This window comes from Pantoea sp. SGAir0430, from assembly GCF_043549295.1.
Genome location: NZ_CP039427.1, coordinates 40,978 through 60,148, shown reverse-complemented (window position 1 = coordinate 60,148; position 19,171 = coordinate 40,978). Strand labels below are relative to the sequence as shown.

Sequence of the window (19,171 nt, the reverse complement as noted above, 5' to 3'; positions counted from 1 at the left end):
TTGTTGCCTGTCGCTATCCTTTTCGGCCCGATTAAACGCATTTTCAGCATCGGGCTTGCAGGATAATTTCCGATGTATATGATCAGGGCAAATTTACTCATCTCTCTCGTCATGCTGAAACTTATTTCCCGTTATGCAGGAATTGGCGTTATCAATACCGCGATTCACTGGACGGTGTTTGCGCTTATTCTCAAGCTGTTCGAGTCAGGTCAGGCTATGGCTAACTTTGGAGCATTCTGCGTTGCGGTGACGTTTTCCTTTTTTGCTAATGCCCGCTGGACCTTCTCTTCTGCAGCCACGCCCTTGCGTTACCTGCTTTATGTCAGCTTTATGGGAGGCATGGCGGCGCTGGTTGGCTGGATGGCCGACGCCTGCACGCTTTCCCCGGTGGTTACCCTGATACTCTTTTCCTTTATTAGCCTGGGTTGCGGCTTCATCTACTCTAATTACATCGTTTTCAGGGAAGTAAAATGAAATTGTCTCTCGTCGTGCCCGTCTTCAATGAAGAGGAAACCATTCCGCTCTTTTATCAGGCGGTTCGTCATGAATTAGCCGGCTATCAGGTGGAAATTGTTTTTATCAATGACGGCAGTAGCGATGGCAGCGAAAACATCATCAATGCCCTGGCCATCTCGGATCCGCTGGTCATTGCGCTGTCATTTACCCGCAATTTCGGCAAAGAGCCCGCGTTGTTTGCCGGACTGGAGCATGCCACCGGCGACGCGGTTATCCCGATTGATGTTGATCTGCAGGATCCCATCGCCGTTATCCATCAACTGGTTGAACGCTGGCAAGCGGGTGCCGATGTGGTTCTGGCTAAACGGAAAGATCGCAGCGCCGATGGGCATGTCAAACGTAAAACAGCCGAGTGGTTTTATCACTTCCACAACCAAATCAGCTCGCCGAAAATAGAGGAAAACGTTGGCGATTTTCGTCTGCTGTCGCGCGAGACGGTAGAACAAATAAAAAGCCTGCCGGAAAGGAATCTGTTCATGAAGGGCATTTTATCCTGGGTTGGCGGTAACACAGCGATTGTGGAATATGATCGGGCTGAACGCGTCACAGGGGTGTCGAAATTTAATGGCTGGAAATTGTGGAATCTGGCATTAGAAGGATTAACCAGTTTTTCCACCTTCCCCTTACGCATCTGGAGTTACATCGGCGGTAGCGTCGCGTTACTCTCCTTTCTTTATGGATTCTGGATGATCATCGATAAACTGCTCTGGGGCAATCCGGTGGCGGGTTACCCTTCGTTGCTGGTTTCCATTCTGTTTTTGGGTGGAGTGCAACTTATCGGCATCGGTGTTCTGGGCGAATATATTGGCCGAATCTACATTGAGTCCAAACAAAGACCACGCTACGTGATTAAGAGCAGGAAATGAAAAAAACAGTTTTTGAGCGTCATCCCTCCGCCATGTATCTGATACTGGCCGTCGCTTTACTCATCGGTTATAGCCCGGTTTATTTATCAACATACGGATTTTCCGACGACTGGTTCTATTTATACGCATCCACTACCGATGCATTCAGTATTTTCAAATGGGATATCTTATCGGGCCGACCTTTTTATGGTGCTATCCGCTACTTCTTCGCTTTCCTGATCGATGACGTGCAGGATTTGACCTGGCTCCGTGCACTCTCATTATTAAGCCTGATTTTACTGGGCGGGTACATTATCCGTTTCCTTGAGCGTCGCAGCATTTTCGCCAGCGCGGTCCAGCGTCTGACGTTTGCCACGTTGATTTGTTTGCTGCCCTCATTTCAGGTTTTTGTCGGCTGGACAGTCTGCTTTCCTTATGTCCTGTCCGTACTGCTGGCGGGCATCAGTTATTCAACGCTGGCGGAAAACAAAGGCCTGGGCCGGGTGCTACTGTCGGCTATTTGCCTGACGCTTTCCTTTGCGATTTACCAACCCGCAGCCATGAGCTTTTTATTCTTTGCCCTGCTCGATCTGGGCATGAGCCGGAATAATTATCAGCGCAGCGCGGTGATCAAGCTGATGTTGATGCTGGGATTTGGCATGGTGATGGCACTGGTACTGGCGAAAGTTCTGCCGCTCGTGCTGTTCAATGAAGTACTGGCCAGAACCAATATCACCTTAGCGCCGCTGAAAAAAATCACCTGGTTTATCGCTGAGCCGCTCAGAAATGCGCTGTGCAACTTTGATACCGGGCGCTCGATTGTCAGTATTATCATCTCCTGCTCACTGATCATCGTGGGCATTGTGAAGGCACCCGATTTCAAACCGCGTAAAGCTTTTCTGTTCCTGTTTTTCCTGCTGGCGGCGGGCATTCCTAATCTTTTGGTGAGTGAGGACTGGGCAGCCTATCGCACGGTTATCGCGCTGTCGTTAATCACTACCTCAGCCTTCATTGCTGGCTTATTCGTGATCTTTAATAAGCTGAAGATAACTACTTCTGCCAGTATCGTTTGCCTCGTCATTGCGGTGCTCTCATGCATGCTGAATATTCAGAAGGGCTTTTCTACGCCTCAGCAGCGCGAGTATCAGTTGTTAAGCAGCGCAATCACAGAGAGCGTGCCTGCAGAATATTCTGGCCAGCTTTATTATCGTATCGATAGCGACAACTTACCTGCTGTCGCAAAATCCAAAAAATACGATGAGTTCGGTTCGCTTTCGCTGGGTATGCCATGGACCTTTGCCGGTATGGCCGACGCGATTAAAAAAGAGCACGCGATGAAGTTTTCCTTGCCAAAAGCGCCCGTTATCTACGGCAGCGATCAATGTCCAGGTGACTGTCTGACGCTGGATGCCACCCACGTGCTGGCACCGATAAAATAAAGGCCAGCGCCGCCCTTATTTCGCTTACCACGCAACGGCTCTGCTTACCGTTGCGTGGTTTTCTGGCTATGGCGCGACATCAGATCGGCTGGTAGCAGTCACGTCGCCACGTTCTGCTGGCGGCTGAATACTACGCTAAGTCATTTTTTGAACGCCACCCGGCGTGATAATATGCGTGCCGCTCAGGGGATCGCCCCGCTGGTTTACGCCTGCATCGATTGAAAAATCACACTGCAAAGCGCTATTTCAGCAGGCGTTTTGCGCCGGAGAGCGGAACTAACCATGAAAAATGCAATGAAAACAAGCAACTGATGAGCTTATGCCATGGCACTGATAATTACTGAGCGCTGCATTAACTGCGACATGTGCGAGCCTGAGTGCCCGAACCAGGCGATTAGCATGGGTGAATCGATCTATCAGATCGACGCTGACCGCTGCACCGAGTGCGTGGGTCATTATGATGAGCCGACCTGTCAGAGCGTCTGCCCGATTGATAACACTATTCTTTCAGACCCACAGCACGTGGAAAGTCGCGACGCGCTGTGGGAGAAATTTGTGCTGCTGCACGCTTAATCTTCGATAATCACCGTGGCGCAGGCGTAGTGGCGCTCGTCGGCCAGCGTGACGTGCACATGCTGCACGCCCAGCTGGCTGGCAATCACTTTGGCCTGTTCAAAGAAGCGCAGGCCAGGCTTCCCCAGCGCATCGTTGTACACTTCAAACTGATTAAACGCTAAGCCGCCGCGAATGCCGGTGCCGAAGGCTTTTGCCGCCGCCTCTTTCACCGCAAAACGCTTGGCGAGGAAGCGCACCGGCTGCTGATGCGCCTGATACTGCTGCCACTCAGCTTCGCTCAGCACGCGGCGCGCCAGACGATCGCCAGAGCGTTCAATCACCCCGGCGATACGCTCGATCTCGACGATATCGCTGCCCAGCCCCAGAATGGCCATTAGCGGCGCGCTTCCCGCATCAGCGTCTTCATGTCGCTGACCGCCGCAGCAAGACCGCTGAACAGCGCACGACCGATAATCGCGTGACCAATGTTCAGCTCATGCATTTCCGGCAGCGCAGCAATCGGCTGGACGTTGTGATACGTCAGACCGTGGCCAGCATTCACCTTCAGGCCGCGACTGGCGGCAAAGGTCGCAGCGCTGGCGATACGCGCCAGTTCGGCATCGCGTGCCAGTCCTTCCGCTGCTTCAGCATAGGCGCCAGTATGGATTTCAATGTAAGGCGCACCGCTGGCGACCGCCGCTTCAATCTGGCGCTGATCGGCATCGATAAACAGCGACACCAGAATGCCCGCCTCGCTCAGCTGTTTGACTGCCGCGTTGACCTTGTCCTGCTGACCGGCCACATCAAGGCCGCCTTCCGTCGTCACTTCCTGGCGCTTTTCCGGCACCAGGCAGACAAAATGCGGTTTGATGTCGCAGGCGATGCCCACCATTTCGTCGGTGACCGCCATCTCAAGATTCATGCGGGTATGAATGGTGTCGCGCAGAATCCGCACGTCGCGGTCGGTGATGTGACGGCGATCTTCACGCAGGTGCACGGTAATGCCGTCTGCGCCCGCCTGCTCCGCGACAAACGCGGCCTGTACCGGATCGGGATAGTTTGTGCCACGTGCGTTACGTACGGTGGCGATGTGATCGATGTTGACCCCTAACAGCAACTCAGCCATGACAATCCTTAAATGTGTTCAGTATGTTTGCAGTGTAACGCGCAGAGCCTGTCAGGTGCATCACCCGCGCTCGTCGTTTGCCACGTTCGGTCGTTTTTTCGGCACAAACTGACGGAACAGCTCCTGGCTCTTCAGCGGCTTACCGCCCAGATAAGGTTTCAGTGCCATGCGCGTGAAGCGTTTGGCGGCACGCAGCGTGTCGGCGTCGGGAAATTCGCGCTCCCACAGCGCGCGCAGCTGGCGGCCGGTGAAACTGCGCTGATTGACCACCAGACTGGCGATAAAGCCTTTCTCTTCGCGATAGCTGTAGGTCATGCTGTCGTCAACCGCCTCGCCGCTGCCGGCGCAGTGCAGAAAGTCAACGCCGTAGCCCAGATGGCCCAGCAGTGCCAGCTCAAAACGGCGCAGCGCTGGCTCGGGCGAACCATTGGCCGCCGCCAGCGTCTGGATACAGGAGAGATAATCGAAGAACAGTTCGGAGAACGGGATTTCCTGCTCCAGCACCCGCGACAGCAGCTCGTTAACATACAGGCCGCAGTAGAGCGTGATGCCGCTGAGCGGCAGCGCCAGCGATACCGCTTCAGCGTTACGCAGGGTTTTGACTTCGCCACGGCCGCCCCAGCGCACCAGTAGCGGTGTGAAGGGTTGCAGTGCGCCTTTCAGCTGGGAACGGCGCGAGCGTGCGCCCTTGGCAAGGACGCGGACGCGTCCCTGACTTTCGCTGAACAGGTCGAGCAGCAGGCTGGTTTCGCTGTAAGGGCGACTATGCAGCACAAAGGCGCGTTGCCAGCCTTCCATCAATTAGTCGTCTGTATAACCCAGGCTGCGCAGCGCACGTTCGTCGTCCGCCCAGCCCGATTTCACTTTGACCCACAGCTCGAGATGGACTTTCGCCTCGAACATCTCTTCCATGTCTTTACGCGCTTCGATACCGATGGTTTTGATTTTGGCACCTTTGTTGCCAATCACCATCTTCTTCTGCCCTTCGCGCTCGACCAGAATTAAACCGTTGATGTCATAGCCGCCGCGCTCGTTAGAGACGAACTGCTCAATCTCCACGGTAACCGAATACGGTAACTCGGCGCCGAGGAAGCGCATCAGTTTTTCACGGATGATTTCTGAGGCCATGAAACGCTGCGAGCGATCGGTGATGTAGTCTTCCGGGAAGTGGTGATCCGACAGCGGCAGGCGCTTGCGGGCAATCTCCGCAATCGCATCCACGTTTTTACCGGTTTCGGCGGAGATCGGCACGATCTCGAGGAAGTTCATCTGCTGGCTGAGGAACTGCAGGTGCGGCAGCAGGATGCTTTTATCCTGGATGTTGTCGACTTTGTTCACCGCCAGCACCACCGGCACTTTGCCGTCACGCAGCTTGTTCAGCACCATCTCATCGTCGGGCGTCCAGCGCGTGCCTTCCACCACAAAAATTACCAGCTCAACGTCACCGATGGAGCTGCTGGCAGCACGGTTCATCAGGCGGTTGATCGCCCGCTTCTCTTCCATATGCAGGCCGGGTGTATCCACGTAGATCGCCTGATAAGCGCCTTCGGTATGAATACCCATGATGCGGTGGCGCGTGGTTTGCGGCTTGCGCGAGGTGATCGACACCTTCTGCCCCAGCAGCTGGTTCAGTAAGGTGGATTTGCCGACGTTAGGCCGGCCGACAATCGCGATAAAGCCGCTGTATGTTTCGAGTTCGCTCATTCGGGTCCTGATTGGGCAGCCTCACTGCTGAGGCTGCGAAATGACAATTTATTCGAGGCCGAGCTTGATTAACGCCTGTTCGGCGGCGGCCTGCTCTGCTTTACGGCGGCTGGAGCCCACGCCCACTACCGGTTCAGCCATCCCACTCACCTGACAGTGAATGGTGAATTCCTGATCGTGCGCTTCGCCACGCACCTGTACCACCAGATAAGACGGCAGCGGCAGATGACGACCCTGCAGATACTCCTGCAGGCGCGTTTTCGGATCTTTTTGCTTATCGCCCGGGCTGATCTGCTCGAGGCGATTCTGATACCAGTCGAGAATCAGCTTCTCGACCGTCTGAATGTTGCTGTCGAGGAAGATGCCACCGATCAGCGCCTCGACGGTATCCGCGAGGATGGATTCCCGGCGGAACCCGCCGCTTTTCAGCTCGCCCGGCCCCAGACGCAGACATTCGCCCAGCTCAAACTCGCGCGCCATTTCGGCCAGCGTGTTGCCGCGCACCAGCGTAGCACGCATGCGGCTCATGTCGCCTTCGTCCACGCGCGGGAAGCGGTGATACAGCGCGTTGGCAATCACATAGCTGAGGATAGAATCGCCAAGAAATTCAAGACGCTCGTTATGTTTGCTGCTGGCACTGCGGTGAGTCAGAGCCTGCTGCAGTAATTCCGGATGAGTAAAAGTGTAGCCCAGTTTGCGCTGCAGCTTGTTAATGAGGATGGGGTTCATGCGATTCCAGTTGTTCTGTGCGTCTGTGACTCTGCATACCAAACAGGGCTGAAGTTCCAGCACGTTCTGTTTGGTGTGCAGTGGCTCCCTGACTCGCAGGAAGCCAACCGTTTTTAAATCAGTGGATACCGCCAATGCGACTCAGTCGTACGCCGGTCGGCCACTGTCCTTCCTGTTTCTCAAAGCTCATCCAGATAGCAACCGCTTTGCCGACCAGATTCTTCTCGGGCACAAAGCCCCAGTAGCGGCTGTCGGCGCTGTTATCACGGTTATCGCCCATCATGAAGTATTGCCCCTGCGGCACAATCCACGTGGCCTGCGGCTGACCCGGCTGCTGATAATACATGCTCGCCTGGCTCTGCGCTTCGTTCACCAGCAGGATATCGTGCGTGACGTTGCCCAGCGTCTCTTTGCGCGTGCCAAGACGCAGGCCGCCACGCAGCGTTTCGCCCTGCGGCACCTGGTAGAAACCGTTGCCGGTTTCGTTACCATCAAAGCCGCTGAAGGTCTGGATGAAATCGCTCGGCTCAATGTTGGTATAGGTCACCGGCAGCGCCGTGTCACACTTGCCCGTGCCGCAGCCTGGGTTAATGGTCAGGGTTTTGCTGTAAGGATCAAACACCACTTTGTCGCCCGGCAGACCGATCACGCGCTTGATGTAATCCACGCTCGGATCCTTCGGGTATTTGAACACCGCGACATCTCCGCGCTGCGGATGGCCGGTCGGGATCAGCGTGGTTTGCGTGATCGGATCTTTGATGCCGTAAGCAAATTTCTCCACCAGGATGAAGTCGCCAATCAGCAGCGTCGGCATCATCGAGCCAGAAGGGATCTGAAACGGTTCGAAGATAAACGAGCGCACGATCAGTACCACCGCCAGCACCGGGAACACCGACGCTGCGGTTTCAACCCAGCCTGGCTGCGCGGCCACTTTGGCCAGCGTTTTGCTGTCGAGCGAATTACCTGCCTGAGCCTGTGCCGCCGCCTGCTTTGCCCGGCGCGCCGGGGCCCACTTAAAGCGATCGATACACCAGATGATGCCGGTTAACAGAGTGGCAATCACCAGAATCAGGGCGAACATGTTAGCCATTAAAGTTCCTTATTTGCTGTCTTTACCGACATGCAGAATGGCAAGGAATGCTTCCTGCGGCAGCTCAACGTTGCCGACCTGCTTCATTCGCTTCTTACCTTCTTTCTGCTTCTGCAACAGCTTTTTCTTACGGCTGACGTCACCGCCATAGCATTTCGCCAGGACGTTTTTACGCAGCTGCTTCACTGTTGAGCGAGCGATAATGTGGTTGCCGATTGCTGCCTGAATCGCAATATCGAACTGCTGGCGCGGAATCAGATCTTTCATCTTCTCCACCAGCTCGCGGCCACGATACTGTGAGTTATCACGGTGCGTAATCAGCGCCAGCGCATCAACGCGTTCTGAGTTAATCAGGACGTCGACGCGCACCATGTCAGAGGTCTGGAAACGTTTGAAGTTATAGTCCAGCGACGCATAGCCGCGCGACGTGGATTTCAGACGGTCGAAGAAGTCGAGTACCACTTCCGCCATCGGAATCTCATAGGTCAGCGCAACCTGTTTGCCGTGGTAAACCATGTTAGTCTGCACACCGCGTTTTTCGATACACAGCGTAATGACGTTGCCCAGAAACTCCTGCGGCAGCAGCATATGACACTCAGCGATCGGTTCGCGCAGTTCAGCAATATTATTCAGCGGCGGCAGCTTCGATGGGCTGTCGACGTACACTACTTCTCCGTCAGTGGTTTCTACTTCGTACACAACCGTTGGCGCGGTGGTGATCAGGTCGAGATCGTATTCACGCTCCAGACGCTCCTGGATGATCTCCATGTGCAGCAGGCCGAGGAAGCCACAGCGGAAGCCAAAGCCCAGCGCGGTGGAGCTCTCTGGCTCATAGAACAGTGAGGCGTCGTTCAGGCTCAGCTTGCCTAATGCATCACGGAAAGCTTCGTAGTCGTCAGAGCTTACCGGGAACAGACCGGCATACACCTGTGGCTTCACTTTTTTGAAGCCCGGCAGCGCTTTGTCCGCTGGATTGCGCTGCAGCGTCAGGGTATCGCCCACCGGTGCGCCGAGGATGTCTTTGATGGCACACACCAGCCAGCCTACCTCGCCACACTTCAGCTCGGTACGGTCAATTTGTTTTGGCGTGAAAATGCCGAGGCGGTCAGCGTTGTACACCTGGCCGGTACTCATCACTTTGACTTTGTCACCTTTGCGCAGCGTGCCGTTTTTAATACGGATCAGCGAGACCACACCGAGGTAGTTATCAAACCATGAGTCGATGATCAGCGCCTGCAGCGGGCCTTCCGGATCGCCTTCCGGCGGCGGAATGTCGCGCACCAGACGTTCCAGCACATCCGGTACGCCGACGCCGGTTTTCGCCGAGCAACGCACCGCATCAGCGGCGTCGATGCCGACGATATCTTCAATCTCTTCCGCCACGCGCTCCGGGTCGGCCGCAGGCAGGTCGATCTTGTTCAGTACCGGTACCACTTCCAGATCCATTTCCATGGCGGTGTAGCAGTTCGCCAGGGTCTGCGCTTCAACGCCCTGACCTGCATCAACCACCAGCAATGCCCCTTCACAGGCCGCCAGCGAGCGGGAAACTTCATAAGAGAAGTCAACATGGCCTGGGGTGTCGATAAAATTGAGCTGGTAAGTTTCACCGTTTGGCGCGTGGTAATCGAGCGTAACGCTCTGCGCTTTAATGGTGATGCCGCGCTCGCGCTCCAGATCCATCGAATCCAGAACCTGCGCCGCCATCTCACGATCGCTCAGGCCACCGCAAATCTGAATCAAACGGTCAGAGAGCGTTGATTTGCCATGGTCAATGTGAGCGATAATGGAGAAATTTCGTATGTGCTTCATTTATATGAATATCTTCACGTAGAAAATCAGTTGAAAACGTGAGCACAGACACATTCAGGCAAGTGAGCTTTACCCGGAACCCTGTCAGCCTCATTAATGACGACGCATATTACACTGTTAACGCCGCGCGTTAAAGAATGGAACTGCGGGGAATCGCAACAGAATTCAGCGATTAAGACGAAATGAAAAGGCCGCGCAATACGCGGCCTGAACGGGGATTAACTATGGTTTTCCACCCGTAGCGCATCAGGCGGGAGCGCAACGCTGAGAATCACCGGCTGGAACGCTTCGCGATCGCCAAACCGGCTGGAAACCCCTTTGGCAACAATAAAGCCTCCAACGCCACCCAGCAGCGCACCGCAGGCCGCCGCCAGGTCGCTGTGGAACAGCATCTGGAACAGGCCCGCGACCAGGAACAGACCAAACAGTGGCGTCATATACACCAGCAGTGCAGAACCGAGCAGGCTGCTTTCGCGAATGCCCAGCTCAATGCGCTGACCCGGCTGTAGTGGCTCCGGACTGGCGATGGTCATCACATGGGCGTTTTTCGGTCCCAGCTGGTTGAGCGCATGGCTGCCGCAGCCTTTGCGCGCTGAACAACTGTTGCAGGAGGTTTTCGCTTCCGAATGCAGAGTAGCGACGCCCTCTTTCCATGCCACCACGGTGGCCCATTCTCTCATCATTTTGTCGCACCTGAATCTATGCTGTCCGCGATACGTTTGGCGGTGGTCGGCGGCAATTCGCCCACCACGGTAATTTCACGATTATCGCGCACTTCGGTCTGCACCGTACGACGCCCAGTGCGCAATGACTGTGGCGAACTGCTTTTATCGGCAGGCGTGATGTTAATAGCGAAGCTGAACAAGCCATCGCTGTACAGACGGGATTCTACGGTTTTGTTCATCGCCGGAATATCACGCCGGCTTTGCGAAATCAGCTTCATGCCAGCCGGTAACCAGCCTGGCTGCCAGCTGAGCTGCACTTTGTCGCCCGCCGGTAACGACAGCGACGGCGGCAGATTGGCTTTTTCCAGCCCCTGCATCAGATTGCGCACGCCTTCATCGACGGCAAAACTGATGACGCGGAACTGCTCCAGCGTCTCACCGTCGCGATCCAGCAAATCAATCCGCAGCGGCAATTTGGTATCGACGTCCAGCCACACCACGTAGCTATAACGCGTGCCGTCACGCGACACTATGCGCACCACTTCGCACATCTGATCGGCCATGCGGGAACGCCCTACCGGAATAAAATCGTAGGCATCGCCGAGGCGCGAGAAGTCAGCGAACATCAGCGCCGGAAGCGCATCAATAATGTGGTTGCCCGGCAGCGAGAACGGATCGAGACCCGGTTCGAAATAGCTGATGTCGTTGCCGCGCTGGATCACCTCTCGGCGCGGTCCGTCCATCTGTAATAGCTGAGCGAACACACGATTGTCGATGACCGCATGGCGGTAACGCAGGGATTCAATGCCCAGACGTGAGACATTGATATAGGCGAATTCGTAGTTGAGGTTCTGGCTGGCCTGCTCCATCTGCTGTAACAACGCCCCGGACGCAGATGTCTGCGCCGGGGCGGTAGATGACCAAAGCAGGCTGCCTGCCAGCAGGCTAACGGCACACCAAAGCTGCTTCATTACTGCTGTTGAGTTCCTAACGACTGAGTTCCGGGAACGTTAGCCTGCGCCTGTTGCGGCGCATTGCTTTCAAACTGCACCTGATCGGCATGCAGACGGCGTTGCAGTTCGTAATCCTGCAGCATGGCATTCACGCGGCGACGCTGCTCCTGCACCTGCTGATTTGAGCTGTTGGTGTCAAAAGCATCAGACGGCACGCCCAGGCTGACCGGTGACGCTTTACCCATCATCGGTAAGGTATTAAAGGCTGGTGCGTCCGAGGTTTCCGTCGCGCTGCCCGCTGGTGAGCTGTTGTAGTGCTGCACACCGACGATCACCGCCAGCGACACACAGGCCGCCACACCGATCTGCGTGACCTGAGCAACCCAGCCGCCACCGCGACGCCAGAACGGCATTTTCTGCCAGCGCGACGGCTCCGGCTGTGCTTCCGGGATCAACGAAGTCACTTTGCGCACCGGCTCATTTTCGATGGCGGCAGCAACGCGTGCGGAGATATCAAAATGCAGCACTTCGCCCACATCGCCCCGCAGGGTGTCGCGGATCAAATGGTAGCTCTCCCAGCTTTTTTGTAGATCTGCATCCTTCGATAACGACGCCAGCAGCTCGTTATCTAAAGTTTCACCATCCATTAAAGCGGAAAGTTTTTCTTTCTGCATGTTTTGGTACCCTTCCAGTAGCCGTTATCACTGACGTTGGATAAGCGGTTGAACTTTATTATCAATGGCTTCCCGGGCCCGGAAGATACGTGAACGTACGGTACCTACCGGACAATCCATGATGGCGGCGATCTCTTCGTAACTCAGACCATCCAGTTCCCGCAGGGTGATGGCCATACGCAGATCTTCAGGCAACGCCTCAATCGTCCGAAAAACAATTTGTTTCAGTTCGTCTGACAACATTAAGTTCTCAGGGTTCGAAATTTCTTTTAGCGCACCCGCACTTTCGAAATTTTCCGCGTCAATCGCGTCCACATCGCTGGACGGCGGCCGGCGCCCCTGAGCCACCAGATAATTCTTCGCGGTGTTGACCGCAATGCGGTACAGCCACGTGTAAAAGGCGCTATCACCCCGGAACGACTCCAGTGCGCGATACGCTTTAATGAAAGATTCCTGAACCACATCAGGCACATCGCCTGACGGGACATAACGTGAAACCAGGCTCGCCACTTTATGCTGGTATCGGATCACCAGTAAATTAAATGACTTTTGATCTCCTTTCTGAACCCGCTCAACGAGAACCTGATCCGTTAACTGCTCGCTCATCCGAGGTAATGTCTCCCCAAATCTCTTTTATGCGTAAGTGAACTGCCAGCACATCTCATTTATTGTGAGCAAGCATGTGCTTAGAGTCCCGTTCTGGCCTGAAGTTCACCACGACCTGATATTTTCTGTACCGGTGCCCTGACATCGTTGTTGTTGATGGTCTTTCAGTGTAGCGACTTACCGCACTGGTGGTGTCGTAGGCGGCACCGATAATCGCTGGCAGAGTACCCTATGACGCCGCATTTTTCACCTTTATTCCCTGAATTTTCAGCGTGTTTGGTATAAAAAACACTAATCGCTTATTTTCAGACATAACTTACTGAAATCGCATTACAATCTGATTATTGCGTCGAATTATCCCGCGTTTTTTGTTCAAAATACTTCACACCAGCAGCGTCCGGGCTTATGCTCGGGGGACCTTTTGTTTAGTAAATTAAACATCATGAACCCCATTCCCGATCATAGCTGTGATGTACTGATTGTCGGCAGCGGCGCGGCCGGTTTATCTCTGGCGCTGCGGCTGGCACCGCATTATCAGGTAACGGTGCTGAGTAAAGCGCAGATTAGCGAAGGCTCCACGCTGTATGCGCAGGGCGGGATTGCGGCGGTGTTTGATGAGAACGACAGCATTGAATCGCACGTCGAAGATACGCTGATTGCCGGCGCAGGCCTGTGCGATCGCGAGACGGTGAATTTTATCGCCAGCAATGCGCGCCCGTGCGTACAGTGGCTGATCGATAACGGCGTGGCCTTTGATCGCGAGCCACAGGATAACGGCAAGGCGCGCTATCACCTGACGCGCGAAGGCGGTCACAGCCATCGCCGTATTTTACACAGCGCCGACGCCACCGGGCGCGCGGTCGAAACCACGCTGGTCAGCCAGGCGCTCAGCCATCCCAATATTCGCGTTATTGAGCGTGCCAACGCGGTGGACTTAATCCTCTCTGATAAAATTGGCCTGCCCGGAACGCGGCGCGTGGTGGGCGCGTGGATCTGGAATCGCAATCGCGAACAGGTTGAAACCTGCCGCGCCCGCAGCGTGGTGCTGGCCACTGGCGGTGCGGCGAAGGTATATCAGTACACCACTAATCCGGATGTCGCGTCCGGCGACGGCATCGCGATGGCGTGGCGCGCCGGCTGCCGGGTGGCCAATCTGGAATTCAATCAGTTTCACCCTACCTGCCTGTTTCATCCGCAGGCGCAAAACTTTTTGCTGACCGAAGCGCTGCGCGGCGAAGGTGCCTGGCTACTGCGCCCGGACGGTTCGCGCTTTATGCCGGATTTCGATGCGCGCGCCGAACTGGCACCGCGCGATATCGTGGCGCGCGCGATCGATCACGAAATGAAGCGCCTGGGCGTCGACTGCATGTATCTCGACATCAGCCATCAGCCGGCCAGCTTTGTGCGCGCCCACTTTCCGATGATCTATGACAAGCTGCTGACGTTTGGCCTCGATCTGACACAGCAGCCGATTCCGATTGTGCCCGCCGCGCATTACACCTGCGGCGGCGTGATGGTGGATCAGCATGGTCGCACCGATGTCGACGGGCTGTATGCGATTGGTGAGGTCAGCTACACCGGCCTGCACGGCGCTAACCGCATGGCATCGAATTCGCTGCTGGAGTGTCTGGTGTATGGCTGGTCGGCGGCCGAAGATATTGTGCGCCGTCTGCCGCAGATGCACGCCGTCGATCACCTGCCTGCGTGGGATGAAAGCCGCGTCGACGATGCCGATGAACGGGTGGTGATTCAGCACAACTGGCATGAGCTGCGGCTGTTAATGTGGGATTACATGGGCATCGTGCGTACCACCAAGCGGCTGGAGCGCGCCCTGCGCCGCATCACGCTGCTACAGCAGGAAATTGATGAATACTATGCGCATTTTCGCCTCTCCAACAATCTGCTGGAGCTGCGCAATCTGGTACAGGTGGCAGAGCTGATGGTGCGCTGTGCGCTGGCGCGCAAAGAGAGCCGCGGGCTGCACTTCACCCGCGACTATCCGCATACGCTGCCCGAGGCACAGCCTACGGTGCTGCAGCCGGTAGCCTAGCGGAACAGATAGAAATCGGTTACCAGGCTCAGCCAGTCCGCCGAGTAGCTTTTATCTTCATCACGAATGGCGAGACGCTCCTGCACGAGTTCGCCTGCGGCAGGCGAAAAGCCCAGCACCAGCCGGTTCGGCGGTCGCTGCGCGTAAGGTGCCACATCATAGCGATAACGCAGATGCCAGCCTTCGGCGCGCGCCAGTGCAATCAGGTTTTCGCCAGCATCCGCGGGCAGCACCACGCAAAACAGCCCCTCTTCTTCAATCAGCTGTGCCGCACAGCGCAGCAGGGTGGGATGATCAAGCGTTGCCGTGCTCCGCGCGGTATCGCGCTCGACGCTGGCCGAGGCCATGCCCGGCGTGAAAAACGGCGGATTGCTGACAATCAGCGAGTAGCGTTTTTCGGCCTGCTCACTCCAGCTGACGATGTCCTGCGCATGCACCGCGATGCGATGCGCCCACGGCGACGCGGCGACGTTCTCCTGCGCCTGCGCGGCGGCGCTGCACTCCAGTTCGACGGCATCGATACTGACGTCATCCGGCGTGCGCTGCGCCAGCATCAGCGCAATCAGGCCGCTGCCGCAGCCGATATCCAGTATGCGCCGTACGCCTGCCACCGGCGCCCAAGCGCCGAGCAGCACCCCATCAGTGCCGACCTTCATGGCACAGCGATCGTGCGCGACAAAAAATTGCTTAAACGTGAACCCATCTTTTCTTAACATCGCCCGCGCTGGCGGTTGCGGCTGAGACATGCTTAACGACCATTGAATTTGCTCCTGCCGGAAGTGTAACGTGGTCGCGAAGTGAATTCACCTTCACCTGTGCAACACAAACAGATGAAGATTGTGGCTGAACTGTCTATAATCAGCGCCCCAAACTGAGGTAGACCATGACCGTAACCACATTCTCCGAACTCGAACTCGACGAAAGCCTGCTGGAAGCCCTGCAGGATAAAGGCTTCACGCGCCCGACTGCCATTCAGGCTGAGGCCATTCCTGCCGCGCTGGAAGGCCGTGACGTTCTGGGTTCGGCACCAACCGGAACGGGGAAAACCGCAGCCTACCTGCTGCCCGCTTTACAGCACCTGCTCGATTTCCCGCGTAAAAAATCAGGGCCGCCGCGCATTCTGATCCTCACGCCGACGCGTGAACTGGCGATGCAGGTTGCCGACCAGGCGCGCGAGCTGGCCAAACATACCCATCTCGATATCGCCACCATCACCGGCGGCGTGGCCTATATGAATCACGCGGAAGTGTTCAGTGAAAATCAGGACATTGTGGTCGCGACCACCGGCCGTCTGCTGCAGTACATCAAAGAAGAGAACTTTGACTGCCGCGCGGTAGAAACGCTGATTCTGGACGAAGCCGACCGCATGCTGGATATGGGCTTTGCGCAGGATATCGAGACCATTGCCGGTGAAACGCGCTGGCGCAAACAGACGCTGCTGTTCTCGGCCACGCTGGAAGGCGACAATATCAAAGATTTCGCCGAGCGCCTGCTGAACGATCCGGTAGCGATTGAAGCTGATCCAAGCAAAAGCGAGCGCAAAAAGATTCAGCAGTGGTATTACCGCGCCGACAACCTCGAGCACAAAACCAAACTGCTGGTGCATCTGCTGAAGCAGCCGGAAGTGAAGCGCGCCATCGTGTTCGTGCGCAAACGTGAGCGCCTGCATGAGCTGGTGACCTGGATGCACGAAGCCGGCCTGCGCAGCAGCTACCTCGAAGGCGAAATGGTGCAGGCTAACCGTAACGAAGCGATCAAACGCCTGAATGACGGTCGCGTTAACGTGCTGGTCGCGACCGATGTCGCCGCGCGCGGTATCGACATTGATAACGTCACCCACGTCATCAACTATGACTTACCGCGCACCGCCGATGTCTATCTGCACCGCATTGGCCGTACCGGCCGCGCCGGACGCAAAGGTACCGCGATCTCGCTGGTAGAGGCACATGACCATCCGCTGCTGGGTAAAATCAGCCGCTACGTCAACGAGCCGCTGAAATCGCGCGTAATCGATGAGCTGCGTCCGGAAACGCGTGCACCGAGTGCTAAAGTCACCGGTAAACCGTCGAAAAAGGCGCTTGAGAAGCGCAAAGAGAAGAAAGCGAAAGAAGAAGAGAAACCGCGCGTGAAGAAACGTCACCGCGATACTAAAAATATCGGTAAACGCCGCAAGCCAAGCGGCAGCAGCACACCGGAGAGCGGTGCGGAATAAAACAGCATCGCGGCAATTAAATCGCCTCCCTGAGGCGATTTTTTGCTTTCAGGCCTGCTGAAAAAGCACTTTTGCGGCGTAAAATCTCTCAAGCTGCCCTCTTCTCTCTTCAGGAAATAAAAAAAGCCGCGCCAGTAAGCACCGGCGCGGCCTGTATTGCTGTGTGCGTTTTCGTCAGCCGATCAATTACAGGCTTTCGGTAAAGGTACGGGTGATAACGTCACGCTGCTGTTCTGGCGTCAGCGCGTTAAAGCGCACCGCATAGCCCGACACGCGAATGGTCAGCTGCGGATATTTTTCCGGATGCTTCACCGCATCTTCCAGCGTTTCACGGCGCAGCACGTTAACGTTGAGGTGCTGACCGCCTTCAACGCGCACCTGCGGTTTCTGCTCCAGTGGAATTTCACGGTAAGCAATCTCGCCAAGGTCGCTGACTGCAACAACCTGATCTTCCGTGAAATCGCCTTTTGCGCACAGGCAGCGGGCTTCGGCTTTCTCATTGTCCAGCAGCCAGAACGAGTTCAGCAGCTGCGGATTTTGTGCCTGAGTAATTTGAATACCGGTAATCATAGAGGCCTCCAGGGCTTAGCGCTGCGGCAGGAGCACAGCGCGGTTCTTCGGGTTATGTGATGCTCTGGTATATCACCGCGCTGACCGGCTCGTTTTGACCTGTATCAATTTCGTCCGGCAAGGATTTTTGCTTCTACTCTAATAAATTGATTTATAACAACTTTTCCCATTAACTTTTTCTGCAATTGTTCAACTTATTTTTACCCTTCTGCTGCCCCGCCGGACACGCTAAGCTAAAGGCATCAATTTGCAGGGAGTCAATGATGGCTGAGAAGCTGACCTGGCACGATGTGCTGGCTGAAGATAAAGAAAAACCTTACTTCGTGGAAACGCTGAAAGCGGTAGCCGAAGAGCGTGCGGCGGGCGTGACGGTCTATCCGCCGCAAAAGGACGTGTTCAACGCGTTCCGTCTCACCGAACTGGGCGATATTAAAGTGGTGATCCTCGGCCAGGATCCGTACCACGGCCCGAATCAGGCGCATGGCCTGGCGTTCTCGGTCCTGCCGGGTGTGGCCATTCCGCCGTCGCTGCTGAATATGTACAAAGAGCTGGAACAGGACATTCCTGGCTTTCAGCGCCCGCAGCACGGCTTTCTTGAAAGCTGGGCGAAACAGGGTGTGCTGCTGCTCAATACGGTGTTAACCGTGGAAGCCGGCAAAGCGCATTCGCACGCGCGTTTCGGCTGGGAAACCTTCACCGACAATGTGATCAGTGCCATCAACACCCATCGCGAAGGGGTGATTTTCCTGCTGTGGGGATCGCACGCGCAGAAGAAAGGCAGCATCATTGATGCGCAGCGTCATCACGTATTGAAAGCACCGCATCCTTCGCCGCTCTCGGCGCATCGCGGCTTTTTTGGCTGTCAGCATTTTTCCAAAGCCAATGCGCTGCTGAGCCAGGCTGGCCAGACGCCCATTGACTGGACGCCGGTGCTGCCCTGAAAACACAAACGGCCGCATCAGCGGCCGTTGTTGCAGGGGAGCGGCTTAGCCTTTGGCTTTCGATACCGCAACCATCGCCGGACGCAGCAGGCGACCGTTGAGGGTATAACCGCGCTGCATCACCATCAGCACGTGGTTTGGCGCCACTTCTTCAGACTCCATCATCGACATCGCCTGATGCACATCCGGGTTGAACGGCACATTAGTTTCGCCCACCACTTCCACGCCGAACTTGCGCACCGCACCCAGCAGTGATTTCAGCGTCAGCTCGATGCCTTCAATCATCGAAGCCAGCTCGGTGTTCTCTTTATCCGCCACTTCCAGCGCGCGCTCCAGGCTATCAATCACCGGCAGCAGCTCGTTGGCAAACTTTTCCAGCGCAAACTTGTGCGCTTTTTCCACGTCCATTTCGGCACGGCGACGGATGTTTTCAATCTCAGCCTGCGCGCGCAGCTGGGCGTCACGCACGCCACCCTGCGCCTGCGCTAATTCCGCTTCCAGCTGGGCGATACGCTCATCACGCGGATCCACCTCAGTTGCTGTCTCCGCTTCCGGCTGCTGTTGTTCCTGTTGAATTTCGTCTGAGACTTGCTCGTTTGGGGTGTTCTGTTCTTTACTACTCATGAATTTCTCCGCGTTTTGCACATTCATCTCGCTGGTTGGCTTATTATGGGGATCAGTTTGACG

21 protein-coding genes are annotated in these 19,171 nt (G+C 55.9%); 7 read left to right on the top strand and 14 right to left on the bottom strand.

Translation table 11 applies throughout. From position 1 onward, the window contains the following. The first annotated feature begins 111 nt into the window (after nucleotides 1-111). The 4 genes from E7738_RS00405 to E7738_RS00390 all read left to right on the top strand — a co-directional run bounded on the left by E7738_RS00405 (nucleotide 112) and on the right by E7738_RS00390 (nucleotide 3,373). Entirely contained in the window at nucleotides 112-474 is a 363-nt protein-coding gene (locus E7738_RS00405) for a GtrA family protein (protein WP_058781808.1), read from the top strand. Beyond that, nucleotides 471-1,382: a glycosyltransferase family 2 protein gene (locus E7738_RS00400; RefSeq protein WP_058781719.1), complete on the top strand. Its 912-nt coding sequence runs from the start codon at nucleotides 471-473 to the stop codon at nucleotides 1,380-1,382. The genes E7738_RS00405 and E7738_RS00400 overlap by 4 nt, the downstream gene beginning before the upstream one ends. Further along, nucleotides 1,379-2,800, top strand: a complete 1,422-nt coding sequence (locus E7738_RS00395) for a hypothetical protein (RefSeq protein WP_394515984.1) — start codon at nucleotides 1,379-1,381, stop codon at nucleotides 2,798-2,800. The genes E7738_RS00400 and E7738_RS00395 overlap by 4 nt, the downstream gene beginning before the upstream one ends. A gap of 324 nt (nucleotides 2,801-3,124) precedes the next feature. Continuing rightward, nucleotides 3,125-3,373 (top strand): YfhL family 4Fe-4S dicluster ferredoxin, encoded by a 249-nt coding sequence (locus tag E7738_RS00390; protein ID WP_010617759.1) that lies wholly within the window; start codon nucleotides 3,125-3,127, stop codon nucleotides 3,371-3,373. Here E7738_RS00390 and acpS read toward each other — a convergent pair. From acpS to rpoE, 11 genes are all read right to left on the bottom strand, one after another. Beyond that, entirely contained in the window at nucleotides 3,370-3,750 is a 381-nt protein-coding gene (gene acpS, locus E7738_RS00385; protein ID WP_010617758.1) for a holo-ACP synthase, read from the bottom strand. The genes E7738_RS00390 and acpS overlap by 4 nt on opposite strands. Next, on the bottom strand, nucleotides 3,750-4,481 hold the full coding sequence (gene pdxJ / locus E7738_RS00380; protein WP_104188706.1) for a pyridoxine 5'-phosphate synthase: 732 nt from the start codon (nucleotides 4,479-4,481) through the stop codon (nucleotides 3,750-3,752). The genes acpS and pdxJ overlap by 1 nt, the downstream gene beginning before the upstream one ends. Nucleotides 4,482-4,541: 60 nt before the next feature. Further along, on the bottom strand, nucleotides 4,542-5,279 hold the full coding sequence (gene recO, locus E7738_RS00375) for a DNA repair protein RecO (protein WP_058775641.1): 738 nt from the start codon (nucleotides 5,277-5,279) through the stop codon (nucleotides 4,542-4,544). A 3-nt stretch (nucleotides 5,280-5,282) separates the two neighbouring features. Further along, complete coding sequence (gene era, locus E7738_RS00370) at nucleotides 5,283-6,185, bottom strand: GTPase Era (protein WP_058758278.1); 903 nt, start codon at nucleotides 6,183-6,185, stop codon at nucleotides 5,283-5,285. Between the two features lie 48 nt (nucleotides 6,186-6,233). Further along, entirely contained in the window at nucleotides 6,234-6,914 is a 681-nt protein-coding gene (rnc, locus tag E7738_RS00365) for a ribonuclease III (protein ID WP_021506523.1), read from the bottom strand. 118 nt (nucleotides 6,915-7,032) lie between these two features. Further along, entirely contained in the window at nucleotides 7,033-8,004 is a 972-nt protein-coding gene (lepB, locus tag E7738_RS00360) for a signal peptidase I (protein WP_021506522.1), read from the bottom strand. Between the two features lie 9 nt (nucleotides 8,005-8,013). Continuing rightward, nucleotides 8,014-9,813: a translation elongation factor 4 gene (gene lepA / locus E7738_RS00355; RefSeq protein ID WP_031279376.1), complete on the bottom strand. Its 1,800-nt coding sequence runs from the start codon at nucleotides 9,811-9,813 to the stop codon at nucleotides 8,014-8,016. A gap of 218 nt (nucleotides 9,814-10,031) precedes the next feature. After that, on the bottom strand, nucleotides 10,032-10,496 hold the full coding sequence (rseC, locus tag E7738_RS00350) for a SoxR-reducing system protein RseC (protein ID WP_021506520.1): 465 nt from the start codon (nucleotides 10,494-10,496) through the stop codon (nucleotides 10,032-10,034). Then, nucleotides 10,493-11,449 (bottom strand): sigma-E factor regulatory protein RseB, encoded by a 957-nt coding sequence (gene rseB, locus E7738_RS00345; RefSeq protein ID WP_031279374.1) that lies wholly within the window; start codon nucleotides 11,447-11,449, stop codon nucleotides 10,493-10,495. The genes rseC and rseB overlap by 4 nt, the downstream gene beginning before the upstream one ends. Continuing rightward, nucleotides 11,449-12,105 (bottom strand): anti-sigma-E factor RseA, encoded by a 657-nt coding sequence (gene rseA, locus E7738_RS00340; RefSeq protein ID WP_021506518.1) that lies wholly within the window; start codon nucleotides 12,103-12,105, stop codon nucleotides 11,449-11,451. The genes rseB and rseA overlap by 1 nt, the downstream gene beginning before the upstream one ends. A gap of 27 nt (nucleotides 12,106-12,132) precedes the next feature. Further along, a complete protein-coding gene (gene rpoE, locus E7738_RS00335) occupies nucleotides 12,133-12,711 on the bottom strand; it encodes an RNA polymerase sigma factor RpoE (RefSeq protein WP_010617748.1) in 579 nt (192 codons plus the stop codon). A 442-nt stretch (nucleotides 12,712-13,153) separates the two neighbouring features. Here rpoE and nadB point away from each other — a divergent pair, with 442 nt between their 5' ends. Next, nucleotides 13,154-14,761 carry an L-aspartate oxidase gene (gene nadB, locus E7738_RS00330; protein WP_031279369.1) on the top strand — a complete coding sequence of 536 codons (1,608 nt, stop codon included), beginning with the start codon at nucleotides 13,154-13,156 and terminating at the stop codon, nucleotides 14,759-14,761. Here nadB and E7738_RS00325 read toward each other — a convergent pair. Then, a complete protein-coding gene (locus E7738_RS00325) occupies nucleotides 14,758-15,507 on the bottom strand; it encodes a tRNA(1)(Val) (adenine(37)-N(6))-methyltransferase TrmN (RefSeq protein ID WP_021506516.1) in 750 nt (249 codons plus the stop codon). The genes nadB and E7738_RS00325 overlap by 4 nt on opposite strands. Before the next feature lie 137 nt (nucleotides 15,508-15,644). On the opposite strand from E7738_RS00325, the gene srmB reads away from it, so the two are divergent. Next, nucleotides 15,645-16,973, top strand: a complete 1,329-nt coding sequence (srmB, locus tag E7738_RS00320; RefSeq protein WP_021506515.1) for an ATP-dependent RNA helicase SrmB — start codon at nucleotides 15,645-15,647, stop codon at nucleotides 16,971-16,973. 186 nt (nucleotides 16,974-17,159) lie between these two features. On the opposite strand, the gene grcA is transcribed toward srmB, so the two are convergent. After that, a complete protein-coding gene (gene grcA, locus E7738_RS00315; protein ID WP_021506514.1) occupies nucleotides 17,160-17,543 on the bottom strand; it encodes an autonomous glycyl radical cofactor GrcA in 384 nt (127 codons plus the stop codon). Nucleotides 17,544-17,806: 263 nt separating this feature from the next. On the opposite strand from grcA, the gene ung reads away from it, so the two are divergent. Then, on the top strand, nucleotides 17,807-18,484 hold the full coding sequence (gene ung, locus E7738_RS00310; RefSeq protein ID WP_021506513.1) for a uracil-DNA glycosylase: 678 nt from the start codon (nucleotides 17,807-17,809) through the stop codon (nucleotides 18,482-18,484). Nucleotides 18,485-18,529: 45 nt separating this feature from the next. On the opposite strand, the gene grpE is transcribed toward ung, so the two are convergent. Then, nucleotides 18,530-19,108 carry a nucleotide exchange factor GrpE gene (gene grpE / locus E7738_RS00305; protein WP_031279366.1) on the bottom strand — a complete coding sequence of 193 codons (579 nt, stop codon included), beginning with the start codon at nucleotides 19,106-19,108 and terminating at the stop codon, nucleotides 18,530-18,532. Between the last annotated feature and the right edge of the window lie 63 nt (nucleotides 19,109-19,171).

Coding starts and splice junctions, on each gene's coding strand:
- ung (WP_021506513.1), top strand. CDS start 17,807: ATGGCTGAGAAGCTGACCTGGCACGATGTGCTGGCTGAAGATAAAGAA.
- rseA (WP_021506518.1), bottom strand. CDS start 12,105: ATGCAGAAAGAAAAACTTTCCGCTTTAATGGATGGTGAAACTTTAGAT.
- grpE (WP_031279366.1), bottom strand. CDS start 19,108: ATGAGTAGTAAAGAACAGAACACCCCAAACGAGCAAGTCTCAGACGAA.
- pdxJ (WP_104188706.1), bottom strand. CDS start 4,481: ATGGCTGAGTTGCTGTTAGGGGTCAACATCGATCACATCGCCACCGTA.
- lepA (WP_031279376.1), bottom strand. CDS start 9,813: ATGAAGCACATACGAAATTTCTCCATTATCGCTCACATTGACCATGGC.
- nadB (WP_031279369.1), top strand. CDS start 13,154: ATGAACCCCATTCCCGATCATAGCTGTGATGTACTGATTGTCGGCAGC.
- rseB (WP_031279374.1), bottom strand. CDS start 11,449: ATGAAGCAGCTTTGGTGTGCCGTTAGCCTGCTGGCAGGCAGCCTGCTT.
- srmB (WP_021506515.1), top strand. CDS start 15,645: ATGACCGTAACCACATTCTCCGAACTCGAACTCGACGAAAGCCTGCTG.
- recO (WP_058775641.1), bottom strand. CDS start 5,279: ATGGAAGGCTGGCAACGCGCCTTTGTGCTGCATAGTCGCCCTTACAGC.
- E7738_RS00400 (WP_058781719.1), top strand. CDS start 471: ATGAAATTGTCTCTCGTCGTGCCCGTCTTCAATGAAGAGGAAACCATT.
- E7738_RS00325 (WP_021506516.1), bottom strand. CDS start 15,507: ATGTCTCAGCCGCAACCGCCAGCGCGGGCGATGTTAAGAAAAGATGGG.
- era (WP_058758278.1), bottom strand. CDS start 6,185: ATGAGCGAACTCGAAACATACAGCGGCTTTATCGCGATTGTCGGCCGG.
- E7738_RS00405 (WP_058781808.1), top strand. CDS start 112: ATGCTGAAACTTATTTCCCGTTATGCAGGAATTGGCGTTATCAATACC.
- acpS (WP_010617758.1), bottom strand. CDS start 3,750: ATGGCCATTCTGGGGCTGGGCAGCGATATCGTCGAGATCGAGCGTATC.
- rnc (WP_021506523.1), bottom strand. CDS start 6,914: ATGAACCCCATCCTCATTAACAAGCTGCAGCGCAAACTGGGCTACACT.
- E7738_RS00395 (WP_394515984.1), top strand. CDS start 1,379: ATGAAAAAAACAGTTTTTGAGCGTCATCCCTCCGCCATGTATCTGATA.
- lepB (WP_021506522.1), bottom strand. CDS start 8,004: ATGGCTAACATGTTCGCCCTGATTCTGGTGATTGCCACTCTGTTAACC.
- rseC (WP_021506520.1), bottom strand. CDS start 10,496: ATGATGAGAGAATGGGCCACCGTGGTGGCATGGAAAGAGGGCGTCGCT.
- rpoE (WP_010617748.1), bottom strand. CDS start 12,711: ATGAGCGAGCAGTTAACGGATCAGGTTCTCGTTGAGCGGGTTCAGAAA.
- E7738_RS00390 (WP_010617759.1), top strand. CDS start 3,125: ATGGCACTGATAATTACTGAGCGCTGCATTAACTGCGACATGTGCGAG.
- grcA (WP_021506514.1), bottom strand. CDS start 17,543: ATGATTACCGGTATTCAAATTACTCAGGCACAAAATCCGCAGCTGCTG.